Here is a 17,179-nt window from a genome sequence, read left to right on the forward strand (position 1 = left end):
CGGCTCGCCTGCGCGCCGTCCGAGGGGCGCAGGCGCACATCAGAGATGCCGGGCCCGTTCCTGCAGCAGGCGCTTGAGGACCTTGCCGTTGGGGCTGGTGGGCAGCTCGGGCACGGCCACGATGTGGGCGGGCAGCTTGTAGGGTGCGAGCCGCTCGCGCAGGTGGCTGCGCGCTGCCTTGGCATCGAGCGCGGCGCCGGGGCACAGCTCCACGAAGGCGATGACCTCCTCGTTGCCGTCGTGCCCGGCACGGCCGACCACGGCGCTGCGCTGGATGCCGGGCAGCTCGTTGAGGGCCCGCTCCACCTCGGCCGGGTAGACGTTGAAGCCCGAACGGATGATCATCTCCTTGAGCCGCCCGACCACGAACAGCGCACCATCGGCCTGGAACTCGCCGAGGTCGCCGCTGGCGTACCAGCCGCCTTCGCGCATCACGGCCGCCGTGGACTCGGCGTCACGGAAGTAGCCCTGCATCAGGCCGCGTCCGCGTATCCACAGCTCGCCGCGCTGGCCCATGGGCAGGGGCTGGCCCGTGGCCGCATCGACGGCCTGGACCTCGGCGCCTTCGACGACATAGCCGGCGCTGGTATCGGGGCGCTGCTCGCCCATGCGCGTCAGATGCACCGAACCCGCGTACTCCGACAGGCCGTAGCCGTGGTGCAGGGCCTGGCCGAACACCTGTTCCACACGCTTCTTGAGCGTCAGGTCCAGCGGACCCGCACCCGTGTAGACATAGCGCAGCGCGGGCGCCTCGGGCCGGGGAATGCCCTGTTCCTGCAGCCAGGCCAGCAGCCGTGCATAGAGAGCGGGTGGGCCTTGGAGCTGGGAGATGCCGTGGCGCGCCAACGCGTCCAGCAGGTCGGCCGGATCGAATTGCGGGCGCATCACCATCTGCGCGCCTGCATGCAGCGAAGCCAGCAGCACCGTGCCCAGGCCGAAGATGTGGGTCATGGGCACGAAGGCATAGCTGCGGTCCTCGGGCCCCAGGGCGCGCGACGCGGCCGAGACGCGCGCGAAATGCGCCAGCGCGTCATGCCCCACCATCACACCCTTGGGCGTGCCCGTGGTGCCGGACGTGAAGATCAATGCCGCCACCTCGTCCTGCAGCGGTCCGCCTTCGGCCACGGCCGCATCGCGCACGGGGCTGTGCTGCATGCCGGACAGGGCCGAGTCGCATGCGGCAAAGCGCCGCGCATGGGTGCTGGCGCTGTCCGAGGCGGCCGATGTGAAGTAGACGATGCGTGCATCGGCCTTGTCCGCGAACGCATCGATCTCGCCAGGCGCCATGCGCGCATTCACGCCGCAGGACCAGGCTCCGACCCGGCTGCAGGCCAGGATCAGTGCCGCATGCTCGGGGCAGTTCTCGGCCACGACCAGCACGCGGTCGCCAGGCCGTACGTCGAGCGCGCGCAACTCGGCCTCGGCCGTGTCCGTCAGCGCACCGATGTCGGCAAAGCGCAGGCTGCTGCCATCCGGTAGGTGGATGAAAGGCCGCTGCGGCGCCTCGGCCAGCCAGCGGTCCAGAAGATGATGTATGCGTTGATTCATAGGTTCCATGGCGCACGCTGAAAAACCGGCGCGGCCCAATGCGGTGGGGGCGCCGGTTGCCCGTACGCCCCCTCCGAAGAGAGGGGGAAGGCGCGAAGCGCCTCAGGAGGTGCTCCTGCTAGTCCACCACGATGCCTTGGGTCACCGTGGCCCACATGGCCCGTTCCTTGGCACCACGCTCGGCCAGCTTCTGGGGCGATCCCGTCCACTCCTCGTAGCCCAGTTCCTTGAAGCGCTTGCGCAGCTCGGGCTGTGCCAGGGCGGCGTTGATGGACTTGTTGAGCCTGGCGACGAGTTCGGGCGACATGCCCTTGGGCCCGTAGACGCCATACCAGCCGCCCACGTCGAAGCCCTTGAGGCCTTCGATGCCGGATTCCGCGAAGGTGGGCACGTCGGGCAGGGAGGCATTGCGCTGGGGCGAGGTGACGGCGATGGCCCGTACCTTGCCGCTCTGGATGTAGGTACTGGCGGTGCTGATGATGTCCAGCATCATGCTCAGCTGGCCGCCGATCACGTCGGTCATGGCGGGTGCGTTGCCCTTGTAGGGAATGTGGTTCATCTCGATGCCGCTGCGCCGCGCGAACAGCAGCGCGCCCAGGTGGTTGGAGCCGCCCACGCCGGCCGAGCCGTAGTTGAGCTTGCCGGGATGCGCCTTGGCGTAGGCCACCAGTTCGGGCGCGCTTCTGTAGGGCTCGCCGTTGTTGACCACCAGGACGTTGTAGTAGCTGAGGATGGGTGCCACGGGCGTGAGGTCCCTGGCCGGGTCGAAGGACATCTTGCTCATCACGTTGGGGCTGATGGTGATGGTGGGGCTGGCCGCGAACCACAGCGTCAGTCCATCGGGCCTGGCACGCACGACCTCGCTGCCGGCCATGGTGGCATTGGCGCCGGGCTTGTTCTCCACCACCACCGAGCTGCCCAGTTCCCTGGACAGGGCCACGCCGAACAGACGGGCACCCTGGTCCACGGGGCCACCTGCGGAATAGCCGACGATCAGGCGCACGGGCTGCGAATCCTGGGCGGCCGCGGGCAGCCCTGCCAGCAGCAGGGAAGAGAGGGCCAGTGTGGCCAGCGCCTTGCGGCGCGCGTGGACGGTCATGCGATGTCTCCTGCAAAGGTGGATGGTGCGAAGCGCCCGCGTGGCCGGCCTCGCGTCCGGTCTGCGCCGGACATGCAGGCAATGGTGCGGACATGGGCACGGCTTGGGAATCTGCTTTTGCCAAAGCCGGGGTTTGCCGGTTGTTAGGACAGGCTGCGGAGCCCGTCCGGTGGTGCGGCGGGGACTGTCGGCATGGAAATCAGACCCGTCCTATATCCAGGTTTGTATCTTTTGGTTTCTGATGCGGTCTGGCCCGCGAGAGCGGGTTTCCCAGGAATCCGAAGCACCGAGCGTGGAGAGACATATGCAGTTTTCCGATTGGCCCCTGGCGCGGCGCCTGGCGCTGGCATTTGCGGGCGTCATCGCCATTTTTCTTGCCGTGATCCTGGTGGCCATCAACAGCCAGAACCAGATCAAGGCAGCGCAGGAGTGGAACCAGCACACCTTCCGTGTCGCCGGCCTGGCCGAGGAGTTGCTGCTGGGGATGGTCAACATGGAGACCGGCGTCAGGGGCTATCTGCTGTCCGGCGAGAGCAGCTTCCTGGAGCCCTGGGACAAGGGCTTGCAAGGCGTCCAGCAGGCCTGGGCGCAGCTGAAGACGCTCACGCAGGACAACCCGGTCCAGCAAGCCCGCCTCGATGAACTGCAAGCCGCGCAGCAGGCCTTCATCGCCACGGAGCGCGAGTTGCTGGCCATGCGCAGGTCGGTGGATGAAGGCGCCATGTCGATGGACGCGTTTGTTGCCACTTTCAAACGTGCGAAGGCCAAGGCCATCATGGATGGCTTTCGCAAGATCCAGTCGGAATTCAGCCAGGCCGAACGCGACCTGCTGGTGCAACGGCAGGCGCAGGCCAATGCGCTGCGCAACCAGACCCTGACGCTGCAGCTGGCAGGCCTGGCGCTGGCCATGCTGGTGGCCACCGTGCTGGGCACCTGGGTCACACGCTCCATCACGCGGCCCCTGGAGCAGGCCGTCACGCTGGCAGGCGACATCGCCGCCGGCGACCTGAGTGTCTCGGTGCCGGCCGACCGGGGCGACGAGATCGGCAAGCTGCTGCGCTCGTTCAACGGCATGGCCGAGCGCCTGCGCGGCGTGGTCGGCGAGGTGCGCTCGGGCGTGGAGTCCGTGTCCACGGCCTCCAACCAGATCGCCAGCGGCAACCAGGACCTGTCCGCGCGCACCGAGCAGACGGCAGCCAACCTGCAGGAGACGGCGGCCAGCATGGAGCAGCTGACGGCCACCGTCACCCAGTCGGCCGACACGGCGCGCCAGGCCAACCAGCTGGCGGCCACGGCGGCGAAGGCCGCCGAGCAGGGCGGAGCGGTGGTGGGCCAGGTGGTGCAGAGCATGCAGCAGATCACGGACAGCAGCCGCAAGATCGCCGACATCATCGGCGTGATCGACGGCATTGCCTTCCAGACCAACATCCTGGCGCTGAACGCGGCGCGCGCGGGCGAGCAGGGCCGGGGCTTCGCCGTGGTGGCGGGCGAGGTGCGTTCGCTGGCCCAGCGCAGCGCGGAGGCGGCCAAGGAGATCAAGACGCTGATCACGACCAGCGTGGACAACGTGCAATCGGGCTCGCAGCAGGTGGAGCAGGCGGGGCGCTCCATGGAGGAGATCGTGTCCAGCGTGCGCAGGGTGAGTGATCTGATCGGAGAGATCACGGCGTCGTCGACGGAGCAGCGCGACGGGATCGGCCAGGTGAACCAGGCGGTGAGCCAGCTGGACCAGATGACGCAGCAGAATGCGGCGCTGGTGGAGGAGTCGAGCGCGGCGGCGCTGGCCATGCAGGAGCAGGCGAGGCGCCTGGCGGGGGTGGTGGCCGTGTTCAAGCTGGGGCAGGAGGGCAGTGCGCTGGCGCCTGCCAGGGCATCCGCGCCGGCCCGCAGGCCCGCTGCTGCTGCCGTGCCGGCGCGGACTGCCCCTGCCCGCAGGATCTCGGGGGCGGCGCCCCTGCCGGCATCACGAGGGGATCAGGGCAGCAGGCCGGCGCATGCCAGCGGCAAGGTGGAGGAGGGTGAATGGGCGTCGTTCTGAAGGCCGGCCTGGAGAGCGATGGCGGTCGCTAGGCTTTGCCCTTGTCGTCACCTTTGTCATCGCCCGGAAGCCAGCAGGGCACGGCCGAGACGATGGCCTCGCGCAGGAACTGCTGGAAGGTGCGGGCTGCCATGGTGGGCTGGCGGTCGGGCATGCGCACCAGGTACATGGCGTTGCCCAGGCCGGGGAAGTCCACATGTTCCAGCACGGGCACGAGGCGGCCATCGGCAATCGCGCCAGCCGTGACGTAGTGGGGCAGCAGGGCCAGGCCCTGGCCGGCGGTCACGGCCTCGTACAGCAGCCGGTAGTCGCCGGACTGCAGCGAGGGCGAGACTTCCATGCTGCCCGCCGCCGCGCCGCCCTGCGTGTGGAAAGCCAGCCTGCTGCCCATGGCCAGCGGCAGGATGAGGCGGGCATGGGCCAGGTCGGCAGCTTCCCGCAACGGTCCTGCCAGCGCCTGCAGGCAGGCGGGCGTGGCCACGAAATGCCAGCGGACCTCGCACAGCTTGGTGGCCACCAGGTCGTCCAGCGGCGAGGAGGTGATCTGCACGGCCAGGTCGACCTTGGACGCCACCAGGTCGCCGAGCTGGTCGTTGATGAGCAGGCGCAGCCGGATATCGGGATGCTCGCGGCAAAAGCTCAGGATCAGCGGCTTGAGATAGAAGTGACCGAAGCCCGTGGGCACGCGCACGCCGACTTCGCCGCTGACGGTGGAGCGCAGTTGGTGGATGGCATTGCGGGCGCTTTGCAGCTCCCGCATCATCGCCAGGCAGCTCTGGTACAGCAGGCGCCCGGCCTGGGTCAGCTCTACGCTGCGCGTGTTGCGACGCAGCAGTTGCGTCCCCATCTCGGACTCCAGGGCCTTGAGTCGGCGCGACACGTTCGATCGCGTCATGCCGCTGCGCTGCGCGGCGCCCGTGAGGCTGCCGGCTTCTGCGATGTCGATGAAGACGCGGCACAGGTTCAGATCCATCACGGCATTGTTCGCTTCCCGCATCCGGCGATTGTTGATTGCAGCTCACCAAGCATGGGCTGCTGCCGGGGATTGTGGTGGCAGCGCCGGTTTTCTAGCATGGAGCAAACCATGCGAAAGGCCGCAATCCATGAACCAAGATGCCGAGCAAACCGCGCCGTTGGCGCACTACAAGGTGCTGGACCTGAGCCAGGGCGTGGCCGGTCCCTACTGCGCCCACCTGCTGTCGCGCCAGGGGGCCGAGGTGGTCAAGGTGGAGCCGCCGGATGGCGACTGGGCGCGCCATGTGGGCCTGTCCCGCGAGGGCCAGAGCAGCCTGTCGGCCACCTACAACGCGGGCAAGCGCAGCATCGCGGTCGATGCGCGCCAGCCGGGGGGCGGGGCCCTGCTCAGGCGGCTGGCCGAGGGTGCGGACGTCGTCATCCAGAACTTCCGGCCTCAGGTGGTGCAGCGCATGGGCGTGGACTACGACAGCCTGCGCGCGGCCGGCATGAACCCGGTCTATGTGTCCATCAGCGGCTACGGTCCGACGGGGCCGTATGCCGACCGGCCGGCCACTGACTCCGTCATGCAGGCGGATTCCGGTCTCATGGCGGCCAACCGGGACGCCCAGGGCCGACCGCAGCGCGTGGGCCTGCTGCTGGCCGATATCGCGGCGGGCGTCTATGCGGCCCAGGCCTGCACGGCCGCCCTGCTGGGCAAGGCGCGCGACGGCCGGGGCCGCCATGTGCAGCTCAATCTGTTCGAGGTCTGCTGCGCGCTGCAGTCCACGGTGCTCGCCGAGAACGCACTGTGCGGCGGCCAACCGTCCGCCGGCGTGAGTGCGCCCAACGGCGTCTTCGCCGCCGCCGATGGCTTCATCACCCTGCTGGCGCTCAACAACGACCAGTTCGAACGCCTGTGCCGTGCGCTGGACCTGCCGCACTGGCTGCAGGACGCGCGCTTTGCCAGCAATGCGCTGCGTCTGGCCCACAAGCGGGAGCTGCATGCCGAGCTTGATGCCCTGATCGCCCGCCACCCGCGTGCCTGGTGGGAGCAGCGCCTGGACGCGCAGGGCGCCCTGCATGCCAGTGTGCAAAACCTGTGCGATGTGGTGAGTCACCCCCAGGCCGCACACCTGCAATCGTTTGCGCAGCTGGAGCAGCCGGGCTTCGGCAGCCTGCTCTATGCGGCCTCGCCCTGGTCGCCGCTGGGCAGGCGGCCGGGCGTTGCACCGCGTACCGGCGAGCATTCGGCACAGATCCTGGCCGAAGCTGGCTTTGACGCGCAGCAGGTACAGGCGTTGATCGCCAGCGGCGTCGTGCGGCAATCCGAGGAGGCGGCATGAACACGGCACACACGATGCAGGCCCTGGTGTGCCGCGCCTTTGGTCCACCACAGGACGTGGTACAGATGCAGCAAATCGCCAGCCCCGGTCCGGGCCTGGCGCCCTCGCAAGTCCGGATCGCCGTGGCCTATGCCAATGTCAGCCATGCCACGGGGCTGTTGATCGAGGGAAAGTACCAGCGCAGGCCGCCACTGCCCTTCGTGCCCGGCACCGAGGGTGTGGGGCGGGTGCTGGAGTGCGGCAGCGCGGTGGAGCATCTGCAGGTCGGCGATGCCGTGGCCTTCATCGCCGACTGGGGCGCCTTCGCGCAGCAGGTGGTGCTGCGGGCCCATACCGTGTACCGCATCCCTGGGCAGCTGCCGTGGCTCAAGGCCTTGCCCATCGCCCTGTCCTATGGCACGGCCTATACGGCCTTGCATTGGCGCATGCAACTGCAGTCCGGCGACGCGGTGCTGGTGCTGGGCGCGGGATCAGGCGTGGGCGCTGCCGCCGTGGAGGTGGCGCGCCAGACGCCCGGTGTGCATGTCATCGCCTGCGCCAGCACCGAAGACAAGCGCAACGATGCGCTGCGCCGGGGCGCCCACCATGCCGTGGAGCCCGCCGACCTGGCCGCCCGGGTCAAGGCGTTGACAGGGGGGCACGGCGCCTCGGTGGTGTTCGATCCCGTGGGCGGCGATCTGCTGCTGCAGGCCCTCAGGGCAGCCGCGCAGAACGCGCAGATCCTCAGCGTGGGCTTTGCCAGCGGCGGCATCCCGCAGGTGCCCATGAACCTGGCCCTGGTCAAGAACCTCACGCTGCACGGCTTCTTCTATGGCCGCTATATCGGTTGGACGCCGGCCGACGAACGCGAAGCCTTTGCCGCGCGGCTGCAGGCGGCCATCGCCACCTTGTTCGGCTGGGCCGTCGAAGGGCGCATCCATCCCCATGTCAGCCAGGTTTTCGAGATGCACCAGCTGGCGGATGCGCTGCGGGCACTGCATGGCCGCAGCGTGACCGGAAAACTCGCACTCGCCATTCAAGGAGACAAGATATGACCCGGTACAGCCGCAGCACCTTCGTTTCACGCCGTTCCCTGCTGGGCGCCGCCGCCATGGCTGCGACCTTTGGCGGTTCCAGGGCCTACGCGTCATCGCCAGGGGCCGTCCAGGGCTTTCCCAAGTCGCCCATCCGCGTCGTCGTGCCCTATCCGCCGGGCGGTCCCACCGATGTCGTGGGGCGCGTGGTCACGGCCCGGCTGGGCGAGGCCCTGGGCCAGCCCATCGTGGTGGACAACAAGGCGGGTGCCAGCGGCATGGTGGGGGCGGCCATGGTCGCCAAGGCGCCGGCCGACGGCTACACGCTGCTGGTCAACGCCTCCATCCACGTCATCAACCCCTATGTCTACGCCAGTGCCCCCTACGACGCCTTCCGCGATTTCGAGCCGGTCACCCAACTGGTCGATGTGCCCCTGGTGCTGGTGGTAGGGAATGCGCTGCCCGCCAGGAGCCTGCAGGAGCTGATCGCCCATGCCAGGGCCCATCCGGGCCAGGTCAACTTCGGCTCGGCCGGCAATGCGTCGTCACAGCACCTGTCGGGCGAGCTGTTCCGCTTGAAGACCGGCGCACAGATGCAGCATGTGCCCTACAAGGGCAGCTCGCCGGCCCTGACCGACCTGATGGGCGGGCAGATCCAGCTGATGTTCGATTCCATGCCCTCGGCCATGCCCTTCATCGCCTCGGGCCGGCTGCGCGCGCTGGCCGTCACCTCGGCACGGCGCTCGCCCTCCCTGCCCGATGTGCCCACCATGGAGGAGGCCGGCATGCCCGGCTTTCACACCAGCACCTGGTACGGCCTGTGGGCACCCCGGAGCACGCCCGAGGACGTGGTGCGAAAACTCTGGAGCGAAGCCCGCAAGGTGCTGGACGAACCGCAGGTCGCCGCCCAGTACCGCCGCCTGGGCGCCGAGCCCGTGGGCTCCACGCCCGCCGAGTTCGCGCGCTACATCCAGGCCGAGGCCCGCAAGTGGGAGGAGATCGTGAAGGCTTCGGGGGCGCGGGCGGATTGAGGCGGGAGCGTGACTGGCTTCAATCCTCGTCCCATGGCGAGTCGGAGGCCAAGTGCCGCTCCAGCTCCATGGCATCGTGCAGCACGCGGCTGATGACCAGTTTTTCGCCATGCATTCGGTAGATCAGGAAATGCCTGGGGTGGCGCACGATGCCGGTGGCTGTGCGTGCCCGGTCACGGCTCAGACGCAAATGCCATGAGCGCACGCCGTCTCCCAACTCGGGCCGCTCCATGCTGCCCGCTCGGCAGGGCTGGGCAGCAAGATCGCGCAATGCAGTCGCAATCAGGGCTTGATAGCGCATGCGGGCTGGCACGCCAAAGCGCTGTTGAGACCAAGCGAGGATGTCGACAAGGTCTGCTTGCGCTGCCGTGGAAAGGCGGTATTGCGCCATCAGGCCTTCGTCTGGGTGCGGCTGGAAGCTTCCTGTCCCAGGCTTGCGATGAAGCTGTCGAGTTGGTTGTCCGACAGATCGATGTAGCGGCCAGCGGCGATATCGGTCCAGCCTTGCCGTGCCGCCTCCTGAAGGGCCTTGAGCTTTGCAGCTTCGAGGGACTCTCGCTGCTCGACCAAGCGAAGGCCTTCACGCAGCACCTCGCTGGCGTTCTGATAGCGGCCTGACTGCACCAGTTCTTCGACAAGTTCGTGCTGGTGGTCGCTGAGCACCACATTGCGTGTCGGCATGGTCGTCTGCTCCTGCGGTGAATAGGGCTTCAGTCTAGAAGGATTGGCATAGTATGCCAATCCTTGGGAGCATCCAGCGGATACTCCCCCGACCTCACACCCGCTCGAACACCGCCGCGATCCCCTGGCCACCGCCGATGCACATGGTCTCCAGCCCATAGCGGCCCTTGCGGCGCTCCAGCTCGTGCAGCAGCGTGGCCAGGATGCGCACGCCCGTGGCGCCGATGGGGTGGCCCAGGGAGATGCCGGAGCCGTTGACGTTGAGCTTGTGATCGATGGCGGCCTGGTCGTTCCACTCCCAACCCTTGAGCACGGACAGCACCTGGCAGGCAAAGGCTTCGTTGAGTTCGACCAGGTCCATCTGGTCCAGCGTGAGGTTCAGGCGCGCCAGCAGTTTCTTGACGGCGGGCACGGGGCCTATGCCCATGTGCGAGGGCTCGCAGCCTGCGGCGGCCCAGCCCACCAGGGTGGCCATGGGGGTGAGGCCCAGTTCGGCCAGCTTGTCCTCGGCCACGATCAGGCAGGCGGCGCTGGCGTCGTTCTGCTGGCTGGCGTTGCCGGCCGTGACCGTTCCATTGGGCATGAGCACGCGCAGCTTGCCCATGCTGTCGGTGGTGGCGTCGGCGCGAAAGCCTTCGTCGCGCGTGAACAGCACGGGGTCGCCCTTGCGCTGGGGCACCTTGACGGGGACGATCTCGTCGGCGAAGCGGCCGGCCTCCCAGGCGGCGGCGGCGCGCTGGTGGCTGCGCACGGCGTAGGCGTCGGCGGCCTCGCGGGTGATGCCCCAGTCGCGCGCCAGGTTCTCGGCCGTCTCGATCATTCCCGAGATCTTGCCGAAGCGTTCCACGGGCTGGGAGCGCTCGCGGCCCCGGTCCAGGCGGTCGTAGAAGCGCACGTTGCCCGAGCGAGCGCCCCAGCGCATGTCGGTGCTGTAGTACTCGATGTTGCTCATGCTTTCCACGCCGCCCGCGATGACCACGTCGGCGGCGCCGCTTTGCACCATCATGGCCGCCGTGACCACGGCCTGCAGGCCGCCGCCGCAGCGCCGGTCCAGCTGCATGCCGGGCACTTCCACGGGCAGGCCCGCCTGCAGCGCGGCCCAGCGGCCCACGCAGGGCGTCTCGCTGCTGGCATAGGACTGGGCGAAGACCACGTCGTCGATGCGTGCGGGATCGATGCCGCTTTTCTCGACCACGGCGCGCACCGTGGTGGCCGCGAGTTCCTCGACCGATACGGGCCGCAGGCTGCCGCCGAAGCTGCCCACGGGTGTGCGAAGGGGGGTGACGATGGCGGCTCTGCGCATGGTGTTGTCTCCTGGGGAATCAAAAAATCGAGGGGAAACTGCAGCCTTGCTGGCGCAGCAGGTCGTGGGCCTGGCGTTCCAGGTCCTCGCGGTGTTCGGGCGCGGCGATGTCGATCAGCCGCCGCACGCGCCGCGACAGCGTCTGGCCGCGCAGGTCGGCCACGCCATGTTCGGTGACGATCAGGCCTGCATCGGAGCGCGGCGTGCTGACGGGCCCCGACAGCCGGGCCACGATGCGCGAGGCGCCCCGGGCCGTGGCCGGCAGCGCCACGATGGGCAGGCCGCCCCGGCTGCGCGCGGCCCCGCGCAGGAAGTCCACGGCCCCGCCCACGGCGCCGACATAGACGCCGCCCGCGACCTCGGAATTGATCTGGCCCGTGAGATCCACCTCCACGGCCGAGTTGATGGCCGCCAGGCGGTGGCTGGCCGCGAGCACCTCGGGGTGGTGGGTGTAGCCGGTCTCGCGCAGCTGCAGCGCCGGGTTGCGGTGAGCCCAGCGCCTGAGTTGGTCGCCCCCCATGAGGATGCCGCCGATGCCCACGCCCTTGTCCATGCTCTTGCGTGCGTTGGTCAGCGCGCCTGCCTGCGCCAGGGCCGCGATGCCGTCGCCCACGGCGCCGCTGTGCAGGCCCAGGTCGCGGTGGCCGTGCAGGGCGGCGAGCACGGCCTCGGGCAGGTTGCCCACGCCCACCTGCAGCGTGGCGCCGTCTTCGATGAGGGCGGCCACATGGCCGGCAATGGCCTGTTCGGCAGGGCCGGGCGCGCTGCGCGCCTGGTCCAGCGGAGGGTGTTCGGCATCGACCAGCAGCGCGAAGTCGCCGGCCTGCAGGTGCATGCTGCCGTGCGTCCAGGGAATGGCGGGGTTGACCTCGCCGATCAGCACGCGTGCCTTGCGTATGGCGGCCGGCAGGTATTCATGCACCAGGCCCAGGCTGTAGCGGCCCTGTGCGTCGGGCGGGGACAGCTGCAGCAGCACCACGTCGGCAGGCAGCAGGCCCTCGTCGATCAGGCCGGGCAGGTGGGAGTAGTGGCTGGGCAGGATGTCCAGCGCGCCGGCCTGGGCCAGCGCGCGGTGCGGGCCGCCAGCGGCATAGCCGAAGAAGTCGATGGCATCGGCATGCGCCGGTTGCAGCGTGTCCGATGCGCCCATGCCCACGAAGACGCGCAGCCGGCAGCCCCGGGCCAGTGCATGGCGCTGCGCCACCAGGGCGCGCGTGAGCGTCAGCGGCTCGGCCGTGGCCTGGCCCCACCACAGCGTGTCGCCGGGGCGGATCAGGGCCAGCAGCCGTTGCGCCAGCACACCCTGGCTCATGGCTGGCGGTCCCAGTCGAAGCGCAGCGGCTGCTTGTCCTTGAAGCGCTGCACCGCCTCCTGGTGGTAGTCGGAGCCGCGGCACATCGTCTGGGCATAGGCCTCCAGCTCGGCCATGGCGCGCGCATCCAGCTCGAAGGCCTGGTTCATGATGGTCTTGGCCATGCCGATGGCGGCCGTGGAGGCTTCGCCGAAGCGGCGCGCCAGCGCCAGGGCGGCCCGCTGCAGTGCCTCGCCGTCCTCGACGATGTCGTAGACCATGCCCAGCGCCCGGGCCTCCTCGGCCTCCACGGTGCGCGCGGTGAAGACCAGCTCCTTGGCCTTTTGCTGGCCCACGATGCGTGGCAGAAGCTGCATGGCGCCCAGGTCGGGGATGAGGCCGATGCGGCCGAACACGGCGCAGAATTTGGCGCGGCGGGTGCACAGCACGAAGTCGGCGGCCAGCGCCAGGCTCAGGCCCGCGCCGAAGGCCGGGCCATCCACGGCGGCGATCACGGGCTTTTCGAGGTTGACCAGTTCGGGGAACCACTGGTGCAGGCTGCGGATGCGTTCGCGCCAGGGCAGGCCCGCCTGGCCGGCATCCATCATCTGGCCGATGTCGCCGCCCGAGCAGAAGGCACCGCCCGCGCCGGTGAGGATGACGGTGTGGACCTGTGCATCGTCGCGCATCCGGGCCACGGCGGCGGCCAGGGCCGGGCGCATCGCCTGGTTCAGCGCATTGCGGGCCTCGGGCCGGTTCAGCGTGATCGTGCCTATGCCGTCCTGGATGGTGGTCAATACGGGGGAAGTGCTCATGATGGGACTGGGGTGAAATGCGGAAAGCGGCCCCTGCGGGGGCCGCTGTGGAGTCAGGCCAGTTCGGCGTAGCCGTGGCTCAGGACGATCTTGTCACGCTCCAGCACGCGGGCGCGCAGCTGCAGCTGCGAGGGCTGACCGGGCACGCGCCAGATCTCGGTCACCAGGGTCTCTCCCGGATGGACGGGCGCGGCAAAGCGGATGTCCAGCGCCTTCAGCCGCGCGGGATTGCGGTCGCCGCACTGGCGCAGCACGGCATGGGCGACCAGGCCGTAGCTGGCCAGTCCATGGAGGATGGGGCGGTCGAAACCGGCCTTGCGCGCCACGGCCGGGTCGGCATGCAGCGGGTTGGTGTCGCCCATCAGGCGGTACAGCAGCGCGGCCTCGGGGCGTATGGCCTGGGTGTCGGTGAAGTCGGGCGCGCGGTCCTCCGGCGTGGGGCGCAGCGGCGCCAGGGGCGCGTCGCTGGGCTGGCCGCCGTCCAGCAGGCTGTAGCCGCCGTCGCCGCGCAGGAAGCTGACCTGCTGCACGGTGGCCAGCAGCTCGCCCTGGGCCGTCTCCAGCTGCCGCTCGGTGACCAGGATGGCTCCCTTGCCTTCGCCCTTGTCCGTCAGGTGGGTGATGCGGTTGCGCCCCACGACCTCGGCGCTGGCCGGCAGCGGCCGGTGCAGCCGCATGCGCTGCTCGCCGTGCAGCAGCCTGACCCAGTCGATGCCGGTATCGGCCTCGCGCGCCCAGAAGCCCGGGTAGCCCAGCACCACGGCCTGCGAGGGCAGGGCGCGCAGCCCGCCCGGCGCGCCTTCGTAGACAAAGGGCAGGGCGCCAGGGTCCAGCGGGTCATTGCCCAGGCCCAGGCTCAGCGCATAGAGCAGGGTGTCGCGCTCGCCATAGTGCTGGCGCACGGGCTCGAAGGGGCGCTGTTTCAGGTGGTCGTAGCGAATGGTCATGGAACGGGTCATCTCGGTACTTGATTGCGCTGGCGCAAGACCAACAGCCTTCAAAACCGGCGCACCCCAACCCAGGGGCGCCGAGCAAGAGCCGCCTCGCGGCGAGGGCGCCGTCCCCCTCCCGCGAAGCGAGAGAGGGGGAAGCGGCGCAGCCGCTCAGGGGGTGCTTTTCTAGACAGGGTCCCAGCTGAAGACATCGGCCGAGCGGTCCAGCGGGACGAACGATGCCTTGAGCGCCGGCATGCCGTGCTCTGCAATGAATTGCGGCGACCAGCCCTCGCTGCGGTGCACCGAGCGCAGCGGGCGCGGCTGGCTCATGAGGAAGATCTCGTTGTTGCGCACGGCGAAGACCTGGGCGTTCACGTCGCGGGCCGCGTCGGAGAGCAGGTAGACGGCCAGCGGCGCGATCTTGTTGGGCGTCATCTGCTGGATCTTGGCCACGCGCGCCTGCTGCTCGGGCGTGTCGGTGGGGATGGAGCCGATCATGCGGCTCCAGGCGAACGGCGCGATGCAGTTGGAGCGCACGTTGAACTTCTGCATGTCCAGCGCGATGGACTTGGACAGGGCCGTCAGCCCCAGCTTGGCGGCGCTGTAGTTGGCCTGGCCCAGGTTGCCGATCAGGCCCGAGGTCGAGGTCATGTGCACGAAGGCGCCGCTTTCCTGCTCCTTGAAATGGTTGGCGGCGGCGCGGGCCATGTAGTAGCTGCCGTACAGGTGGACCTTGATGACGGCGTCCCACTCGTCCAGGCTCATCTTGTGGAAGAACCGGTCGCGCAGGATGCCGGCGTTGTTGACCACGCCGTCGATGCGGCCGAAGTGGTCCACGGCGCATTGCACGATGCGGCCCGCGGCGGCGGCCTCGGCCACGCTGTCGGTGTTGGCCACGGCCTGGCCGCCGGCGGCCTGGATCTCGTCGACCACCTTCTGGGCGGGGCCGGCGTCCGTGCCCTCGCCCGAGGTGGAGGTGCCGATGTCGTTGACCACCACCTTGGCGCCCTCGGCCGCCATGGCCAGCGCCATGTCGCGCCCGATGCCGCCGCCGGCGCCGGTCACCACGACCACTTTGCCTTCAAGCATTTTGCTCATGATTTGTCCTTGGAAGAGCGTGTTGCACAGTGCTTGCCCAAGGATGCCGCCGCAGCAGTCGCTTGCCTATTAGCGATTGGCAAGGATGGTGTTCGTCAATGTGAAAGCGCCGTGCCATGGGCAGGCGCGGCATCGCCTCAGGGGGGCTTTTACCCGGCCTCGATGGTGTAGTCGAGCACGAAGGCGCCCAGCGCCAACGCGATGGCGGCGCTGGCCTGCGCATCTTCCTGGGTGAGCGTGACCCGCACCCGCAGGCCGCGCGGTCCGCCTTCCGATGCCGCCACCTCCCGCAGCCGCGCGCCCGCCGCCGCCTGCAGCAGCGGGCGCAGCACCTGTTCGGCCGCATCCGCGCGCAGGGCGGGCTTGAAGATCTTGCCCACGCCGGTCAGGGGCAGGCTGTCCAGGATGTACACCTGCCTGGGCCAGGCGGGCCGCTCGGCGATCCGCTCGCGGGCAAAGGCCGCCAGTTCGTCCTGTGTCACGGATGCGCCGGGAACCAGGCAGACATAGCAGACCGGCAGCTCGCCGGCGTAGGCGTCGGGCTGGCCCACGGCGGCTGCCAGCGCCACCTGGGGATGCGCGGTGAAGGCCGCTTCGATCATGGCCGGGTCGATGTTGTGGCCGCTGCGGATGATGAGGTCCTTGGCCCGCCCGGCGATGAAGAGCTTGCCTTCTTCGTCGAGGTAGGCCAGATCGCCCGAATGGACGCTGGACGCGTCGAAAACCCCCGCGTTGTGTGCCGCATTCAGGTATCCGGGGGAGACATTGGGGCCGCTGACCACCAGGGCTCCGATCTCGTGCGGCTCGCAGGGCGCACCCAATTGCCCGCCCTCCAGCCGGCGCAGGACCTGCAACTGGGTATAGGGCAGCCGCAGGCCCACGGACCCGGGCGTGGCCGAGCCCGCCACCGGATCGATGGCCGTCACGCCGCCGCTCTCCGTCATGCCGAGGATCTCGTGCAGGGGCCTTCCCGTCAGCGCCGCGAATTTCTCGGTCTGGCTGCGCGGCGTGGGGGCGGAGCCGGTCAGGCCGCAGCGCACGGTGTCCAGGCGGCCGTCCACCGGCTGCGCCAGGATGGCACTGAGCGCCGTCGGCACGGCGCAGACCAGCGTGACGCCATGGTTTTCCACGATGCGCCAGTAGCGCTGCACCATCTGCGCGTTTCTCAGGCCCTGCGGGGACAGCATCAGGACGTGGGCGCCCCGCATGAACAGGGCCAGGCTGCAGGCAATGGCCCCGCCCACGTGGAACAGCGGCATGCCGTTCGTCATCACGTCGTCGCAACGCAGGTCCATCAGCACGCCCCCGCCCAGCGCGGCCGTCAGCTGGTTGCGGTGGGTGTGCGCCACGAGCTTGGGCGTGCCTGTCGTGCCGCCGGTGTGGAAGTAGGCGATGACCTCGTCGGCATGGTCCGCGCGCTGAAAGCCGAGCCGCTCCCGGCCATGGGGCTGGAGCGCGGAGGCGAAGTCCAGCGCCGGCAGGGCGCCGCCGCCACTGCCGCCGCCTTCTTCGGCCGAGGGCAGGCCGCCGATGCACAGCACCTGCAGATCGGGAAGGCGCGCGCGGATGGCCTGGCACTTGTCCCAGAGCCCGGGCGCCATGCCCGGGCCGCAGGTGACCAGGATGCGCGCGCGGGACGCGGCGATCAGCTGCGCGAGCTGTTCAGGCAGCAGCAGCGGGTTCAGGGGCACGGCATAGCCGGCGCTTTCGGCGCCCCAGAGCACGGCATGCGTATCGAACAGCGATGGCAGCATGAAGGCGACGCCCACGCCGGGTCCGCCCAGGCTGGCAAAGAGGTTGGCCGCCTGCGTGATGCGCGCATGCAGGCCTGCGTAGCTCAGGCGCTGGGGCCGCTCGTCGTCGGCGCCCGTCAGCACCATGGACAGGGCGGTGCGGCTGCCGTGGGTCTGCGCCAGTTGCTCGAAGAGGCGGTAGATCGTGGGCGGTATCCGCTGGTCCAACGGCATGTGCGACTCGTATCGCTGCAGGTCTTCGAGGGTGCGGACCGGGGCAGAGGGGGCGGGCAG

Annotated in this window: 15 protein-coding genes; 4 read left to right on the forward strand and 11 right to left on the reverse strand. The window is 69.4% G+C overall.

The features are described 5' to 3' along the window. Positions 1 to 39: 39 nt before the first annotated feature. Both L1Z78_RS00970 and L1Z78_RS00975 read right to left on the reverse strand, forming a co-directional pair. Positions 40 to 1,548, reverse strand: coding sequence for a class I adenylate-forming enzyme family protein (locus tag L1Z78_RS00970; protein ID WP_234639724.1), 1,509 nt, complete (start codon positions 1,546 to 1,548; stop codon positions 40 to 42). 118 nt (positions 1,549 to 1,666) lie between these two features. Then, on the reverse strand, positions 1,667 to 2,647 hold the full coding sequence (locus L1Z78_RS00975; RefSeq protein WP_234639725.1) for a Bug family tripartite tricarboxylate transporter substrate binding protein: 981 nt from the start codon (positions 2,645 to 2,647) through the stop codon (positions 1,667 to 1,669). A gap of 304 nt (positions 2,648 to 2,951) precedes the next feature. On the opposite strand from L1Z78_RS00975, the gene L1Z78_RS00980 reads away from it, so the two are divergent. Beyond that, positions 2,952 to 4,685: a methyl-accepting chemotaxis protein gene (locus L1Z78_RS00980; protein ID WP_234639726.1), complete on the forward strand. Its 1,734-nt coding sequence runs from the start codon at positions 2,952 to 2,954 to the stop codon at positions 4,683 to 4,685. Between the two features lie 28 nt (positions 4,686 to 4,713). Here L1Z78_RS00980 and L1Z78_RS00985 read toward each other — a convergent pair whose 3' ends face one another. After that, positions 4,714 to 5,658, reverse strand: coding sequence for a LysR family transcriptional regulator (locus L1Z78_RS00985; RefSeq protein WP_234639727.1), 945 nt, complete (start codon positions 5,656 to 5,658; stop codon positions 4,714 to 4,716). A gap of 130 nt (positions 5,659 to 5,788) precedes the next feature. Between L1Z78_RS00985 and L1Z78_RS00990 the strand changes: the two genes are divergently transcribed. The 3 genes from L1Z78_RS00990 to L1Z78_RS01000 are packed head-to-tail and all read left to right on the forward strand — an operon-like array spanning position 5,789 to position 9,029. Then, positions 5,789 to 6,985, forward strand: coding sequence for a CaiB/BaiF CoA transferase family protein (locus tag L1Z78_RS00990; protein ID WP_234639728.1), 1,197 nt, complete (start codon positions 5,789 to 5,791; stop codon positions 6,983 to 6,985). Positions 6,986 to 6,999: 14 nt separating this feature from the next. Further along, positions 7,000 to 8,019, forward strand: a complete 1,020-nt coding sequence (locus L1Z78_RS00995) for an NADPH:quinone oxidoreductase family protein (RefSeq protein ID WP_234642300.1) — start codon at positions 7,000 to 7,002, stop codon at positions 8,017 to 8,019. Beyond that, positions 8,016 to 9,029, forward strand: coding sequence for a Bug family tripartite tricarboxylate transporter substrate binding protein (locus L1Z78_RS01000; RefSeq protein ID WP_234639729.1), 1,014 nt, complete (start codon positions 8,016 to 8,018; stop codon positions 9,027 to 9,029). The genes L1Z78_RS00995 and L1Z78_RS01000 overlap by 4 nt, the downstream gene beginning before the upstream one ends. A gap of 19 nt (positions 9,030 to 9,048) precedes the next feature. Here the strand turns inward: L1Z78_RS01000 and L1Z78_RS01005 are convergent, their stop codons facing one another. The 8 genes from L1Z78_RS01005 to L1Z78_RS01040 all read right to left on the reverse strand — a co-directional run bounded on the left by L1Z78_RS01005 (position 9,049) and on the right by L1Z78_RS01040 (position 17,119). Next, on the reverse strand, positions 9,049 to 9,420 hold the full coding sequence (locus L1Z78_RS01005; protein WP_234639730.1) for a type II toxin-antitoxin system RelE/ParE family toxin: 372 nt from the start codon (positions 9,418 to 9,420) through the stop codon (positions 9,049 to 9,051). Further along, on the reverse strand, positions 9,420 to 9,710 hold the full coding sequence (locus tag L1Z78_RS01010) for a type II toxin-antitoxin system ParD family antitoxin (RefSeq protein ID WP_016452191.1): 291 nt from the start codon (positions 9,708 to 9,710) through the stop codon (positions 9,420 to 9,422). Before L1Z78_RS01010 ends, L1Z78_RS01005 begins: the two co-directional genes overlap by 1 nt. Before the next feature lie 94 nt (positions 9,711 to 9,804). Beyond that, complete coding sequence (locus L1Z78_RS01015) at positions 9,805 to 11,013, reverse strand: acetyl-CoA C-acetyltransferase (RefSeq protein WP_234639731.1); 1,209 nt, start codon at positions 11,011 to 11,013, stop codon at positions 9,805 to 9,807. A 19-nt stretch (positions 11,014 to 11,032) separates the two neighbouring features. Then, positions 11,033 to 12,325, reverse strand: coding sequence for an acetyl-CoA hydrolase/transferase family protein (locus L1Z78_RS01020; protein ID WP_234639732.1), 1,293 nt, complete (start codon positions 12,323 to 12,325; stop codon positions 11,033 to 11,035). Beyond that, complete coding sequence (locus L1Z78_RS01025; protein ID WP_234639733.1) at positions 12,322 to 13,119, reverse strand: enoyl-CoA hydratase/isomerase family protein; 798 nt, start codon at positions 13,117 to 13,119, stop codon at positions 12,322 to 12,324. Before L1Z78_RS01025 ends, L1Z78_RS01020 begins: the two co-directional genes overlap by 4 nt. A gap of 53 nt (positions 13,120 to 13,172) precedes the next feature. Beyond that, entirely contained in the window at positions 13,173 to 14,066 is an 894-nt protein-coding gene (locus tag L1Z78_RS01030; protein WP_234639734.1) for a MaoC/PaaZ C-terminal domain-containing protein, read from the reverse strand. A gap of 171 nt (positions 14,067 to 14,237) precedes the next feature. Next, positions 14,238 to 15,143: an SDR family NAD(P)-dependent oxidoreductase gene (locus L1Z78_RS01035; RefSeq protein ID WP_234642301.1), complete on the reverse strand. Its 906-nt coding sequence runs from the start codon at positions 15,141 to 15,143 to the stop codon at positions 14,238 to 14,240. 158 nt (positions 15,144 to 15,301) lie between these two features. Beyond that, a complete protein-coding gene (locus L1Z78_RS01040; RefSeq protein ID WP_234639735.1) occupies positions 15,302 to 17,119 on the reverse strand; it encodes an AMP-binding protein in 1,818 nt (605 codons plus the stop codon). Positions 17,120 to 17,179: the final 60 nt, after the last annotated feature.

The sequence above is a fragment of the Delftia tsuruhatensis genome, assembly GCF_903815225.1.
Taxonomy (GTDB): domain Bacteria; phylum Pseudomonadota; class Gammaproteobacteria; order Burkholderiales; family Burkholderiaceae_C; genus Comamonas; species Comamonas tsuruhatensis_A.

Bases quoted from the DNA above. Each gene is read 5' to 3' on its own strand.
- L1Z78_RS00970 (WP_234639724.1), bottom strand. From the start codon at position 1,548: ATGAATCAACGCATACATCATCTTCTGGACCGCTGGCTGGCCGAGGCG.
- L1Z78_RS00975 (WP_234639725.1), bottom strand. From the start codon at position 2,647: ATGACCGTCCACGCGCGCCGCAAGGCGCTGGCCACACTGGCCCTCTCT.
- L1Z78_RS00980 (WP_234639726.1), top strand. From the start codon at position 2,952: ATGCAGTTTTCCGATTGGCCCCTGGCGCGGCGCCTGGCGCTGGCATTT.
- L1Z78_RS00985 (WP_234639727.1), bottom strand. From the start codon at position 5,658: ATGGATCTGAACCTGTGCCGCGTCTTCATCGACATCGCAGAAGCCGGC.
- L1Z78_RS00990 (WP_234639728.1), top strand. From the start codon at position 5,789: ATGAACCAAGATGCCGAGCAAACCGCGCCGTTGGCGCACTACAAGGTG.
- L1Z78_RS00995 (WP_234642300.1), top strand. From the start codon at position 7,000: ATGCAGGCCCTGGTGTGCCGCGCCTTTGGTCCACCACAGGACGTGGTA.
- L1Z78_RS01000 (WP_234639729.1), top strand. From the start codon at position 8,016: ATGACCCGGTACAGCCGCAGCACCTTCGTTTCACGCCGTTCCCTGCTG.
- L1Z78_RS01005 (WP_234639730.1), bottom strand. From the start codon at position 9,420: ATGGCGCAATACCGCCTTTCCACGGCAGCGCAAGCAGACCTTGTCGAC.
- L1Z78_RS01010 (WP_016452191.1), bottom strand. From the start codon at position 9,710: ATGCCGACACGCAATGTGGTGCTCAGCGACCACCAGCACGAACTTGTC.
- L1Z78_RS01015 (WP_234639731.1), bottom strand. From the start codon at position 11,013: ATGCGCAGAGCCGCCATCGTCACCCCCCTTCGCACACCCGTGGGCAGC.
- L1Z78_RS01020 (WP_234639732.1), bottom strand. From the start codon at position 12,325: ATGAGCCAGGGTGTGCTGGCGCAACGGCTGCTGGCCCTGATCCGCCCC.
- L1Z78_RS01025 (WP_234639733.1), bottom strand. From the start codon at position 13,119: ATGAGCACTTCCCCCGTATTGACCACCATCCAGGACGGCATAGGCACG.
- L1Z78_RS01030 (WP_234639734.1), bottom strand. From the start codon at position 14,066: ATGACCATTCGCTACGACCACCTGAAACAGCGCCCCTTCGAGCCCGTG.
- L1Z78_RS01035 (WP_234642301.1), bottom strand. From the start codon at position 15,143: ATGCTTGAAGGCAAAGTGGTCGTGGTGACCGGCGCCGGCGGCGGCATC.
- L1Z78_RS01040 (WP_234639735.1), bottom strand. From the start codon at position 17,119: ATGCCGTTGGACCAGCGGATACCGCCCACGATCTACCGCCTCTTCGAG.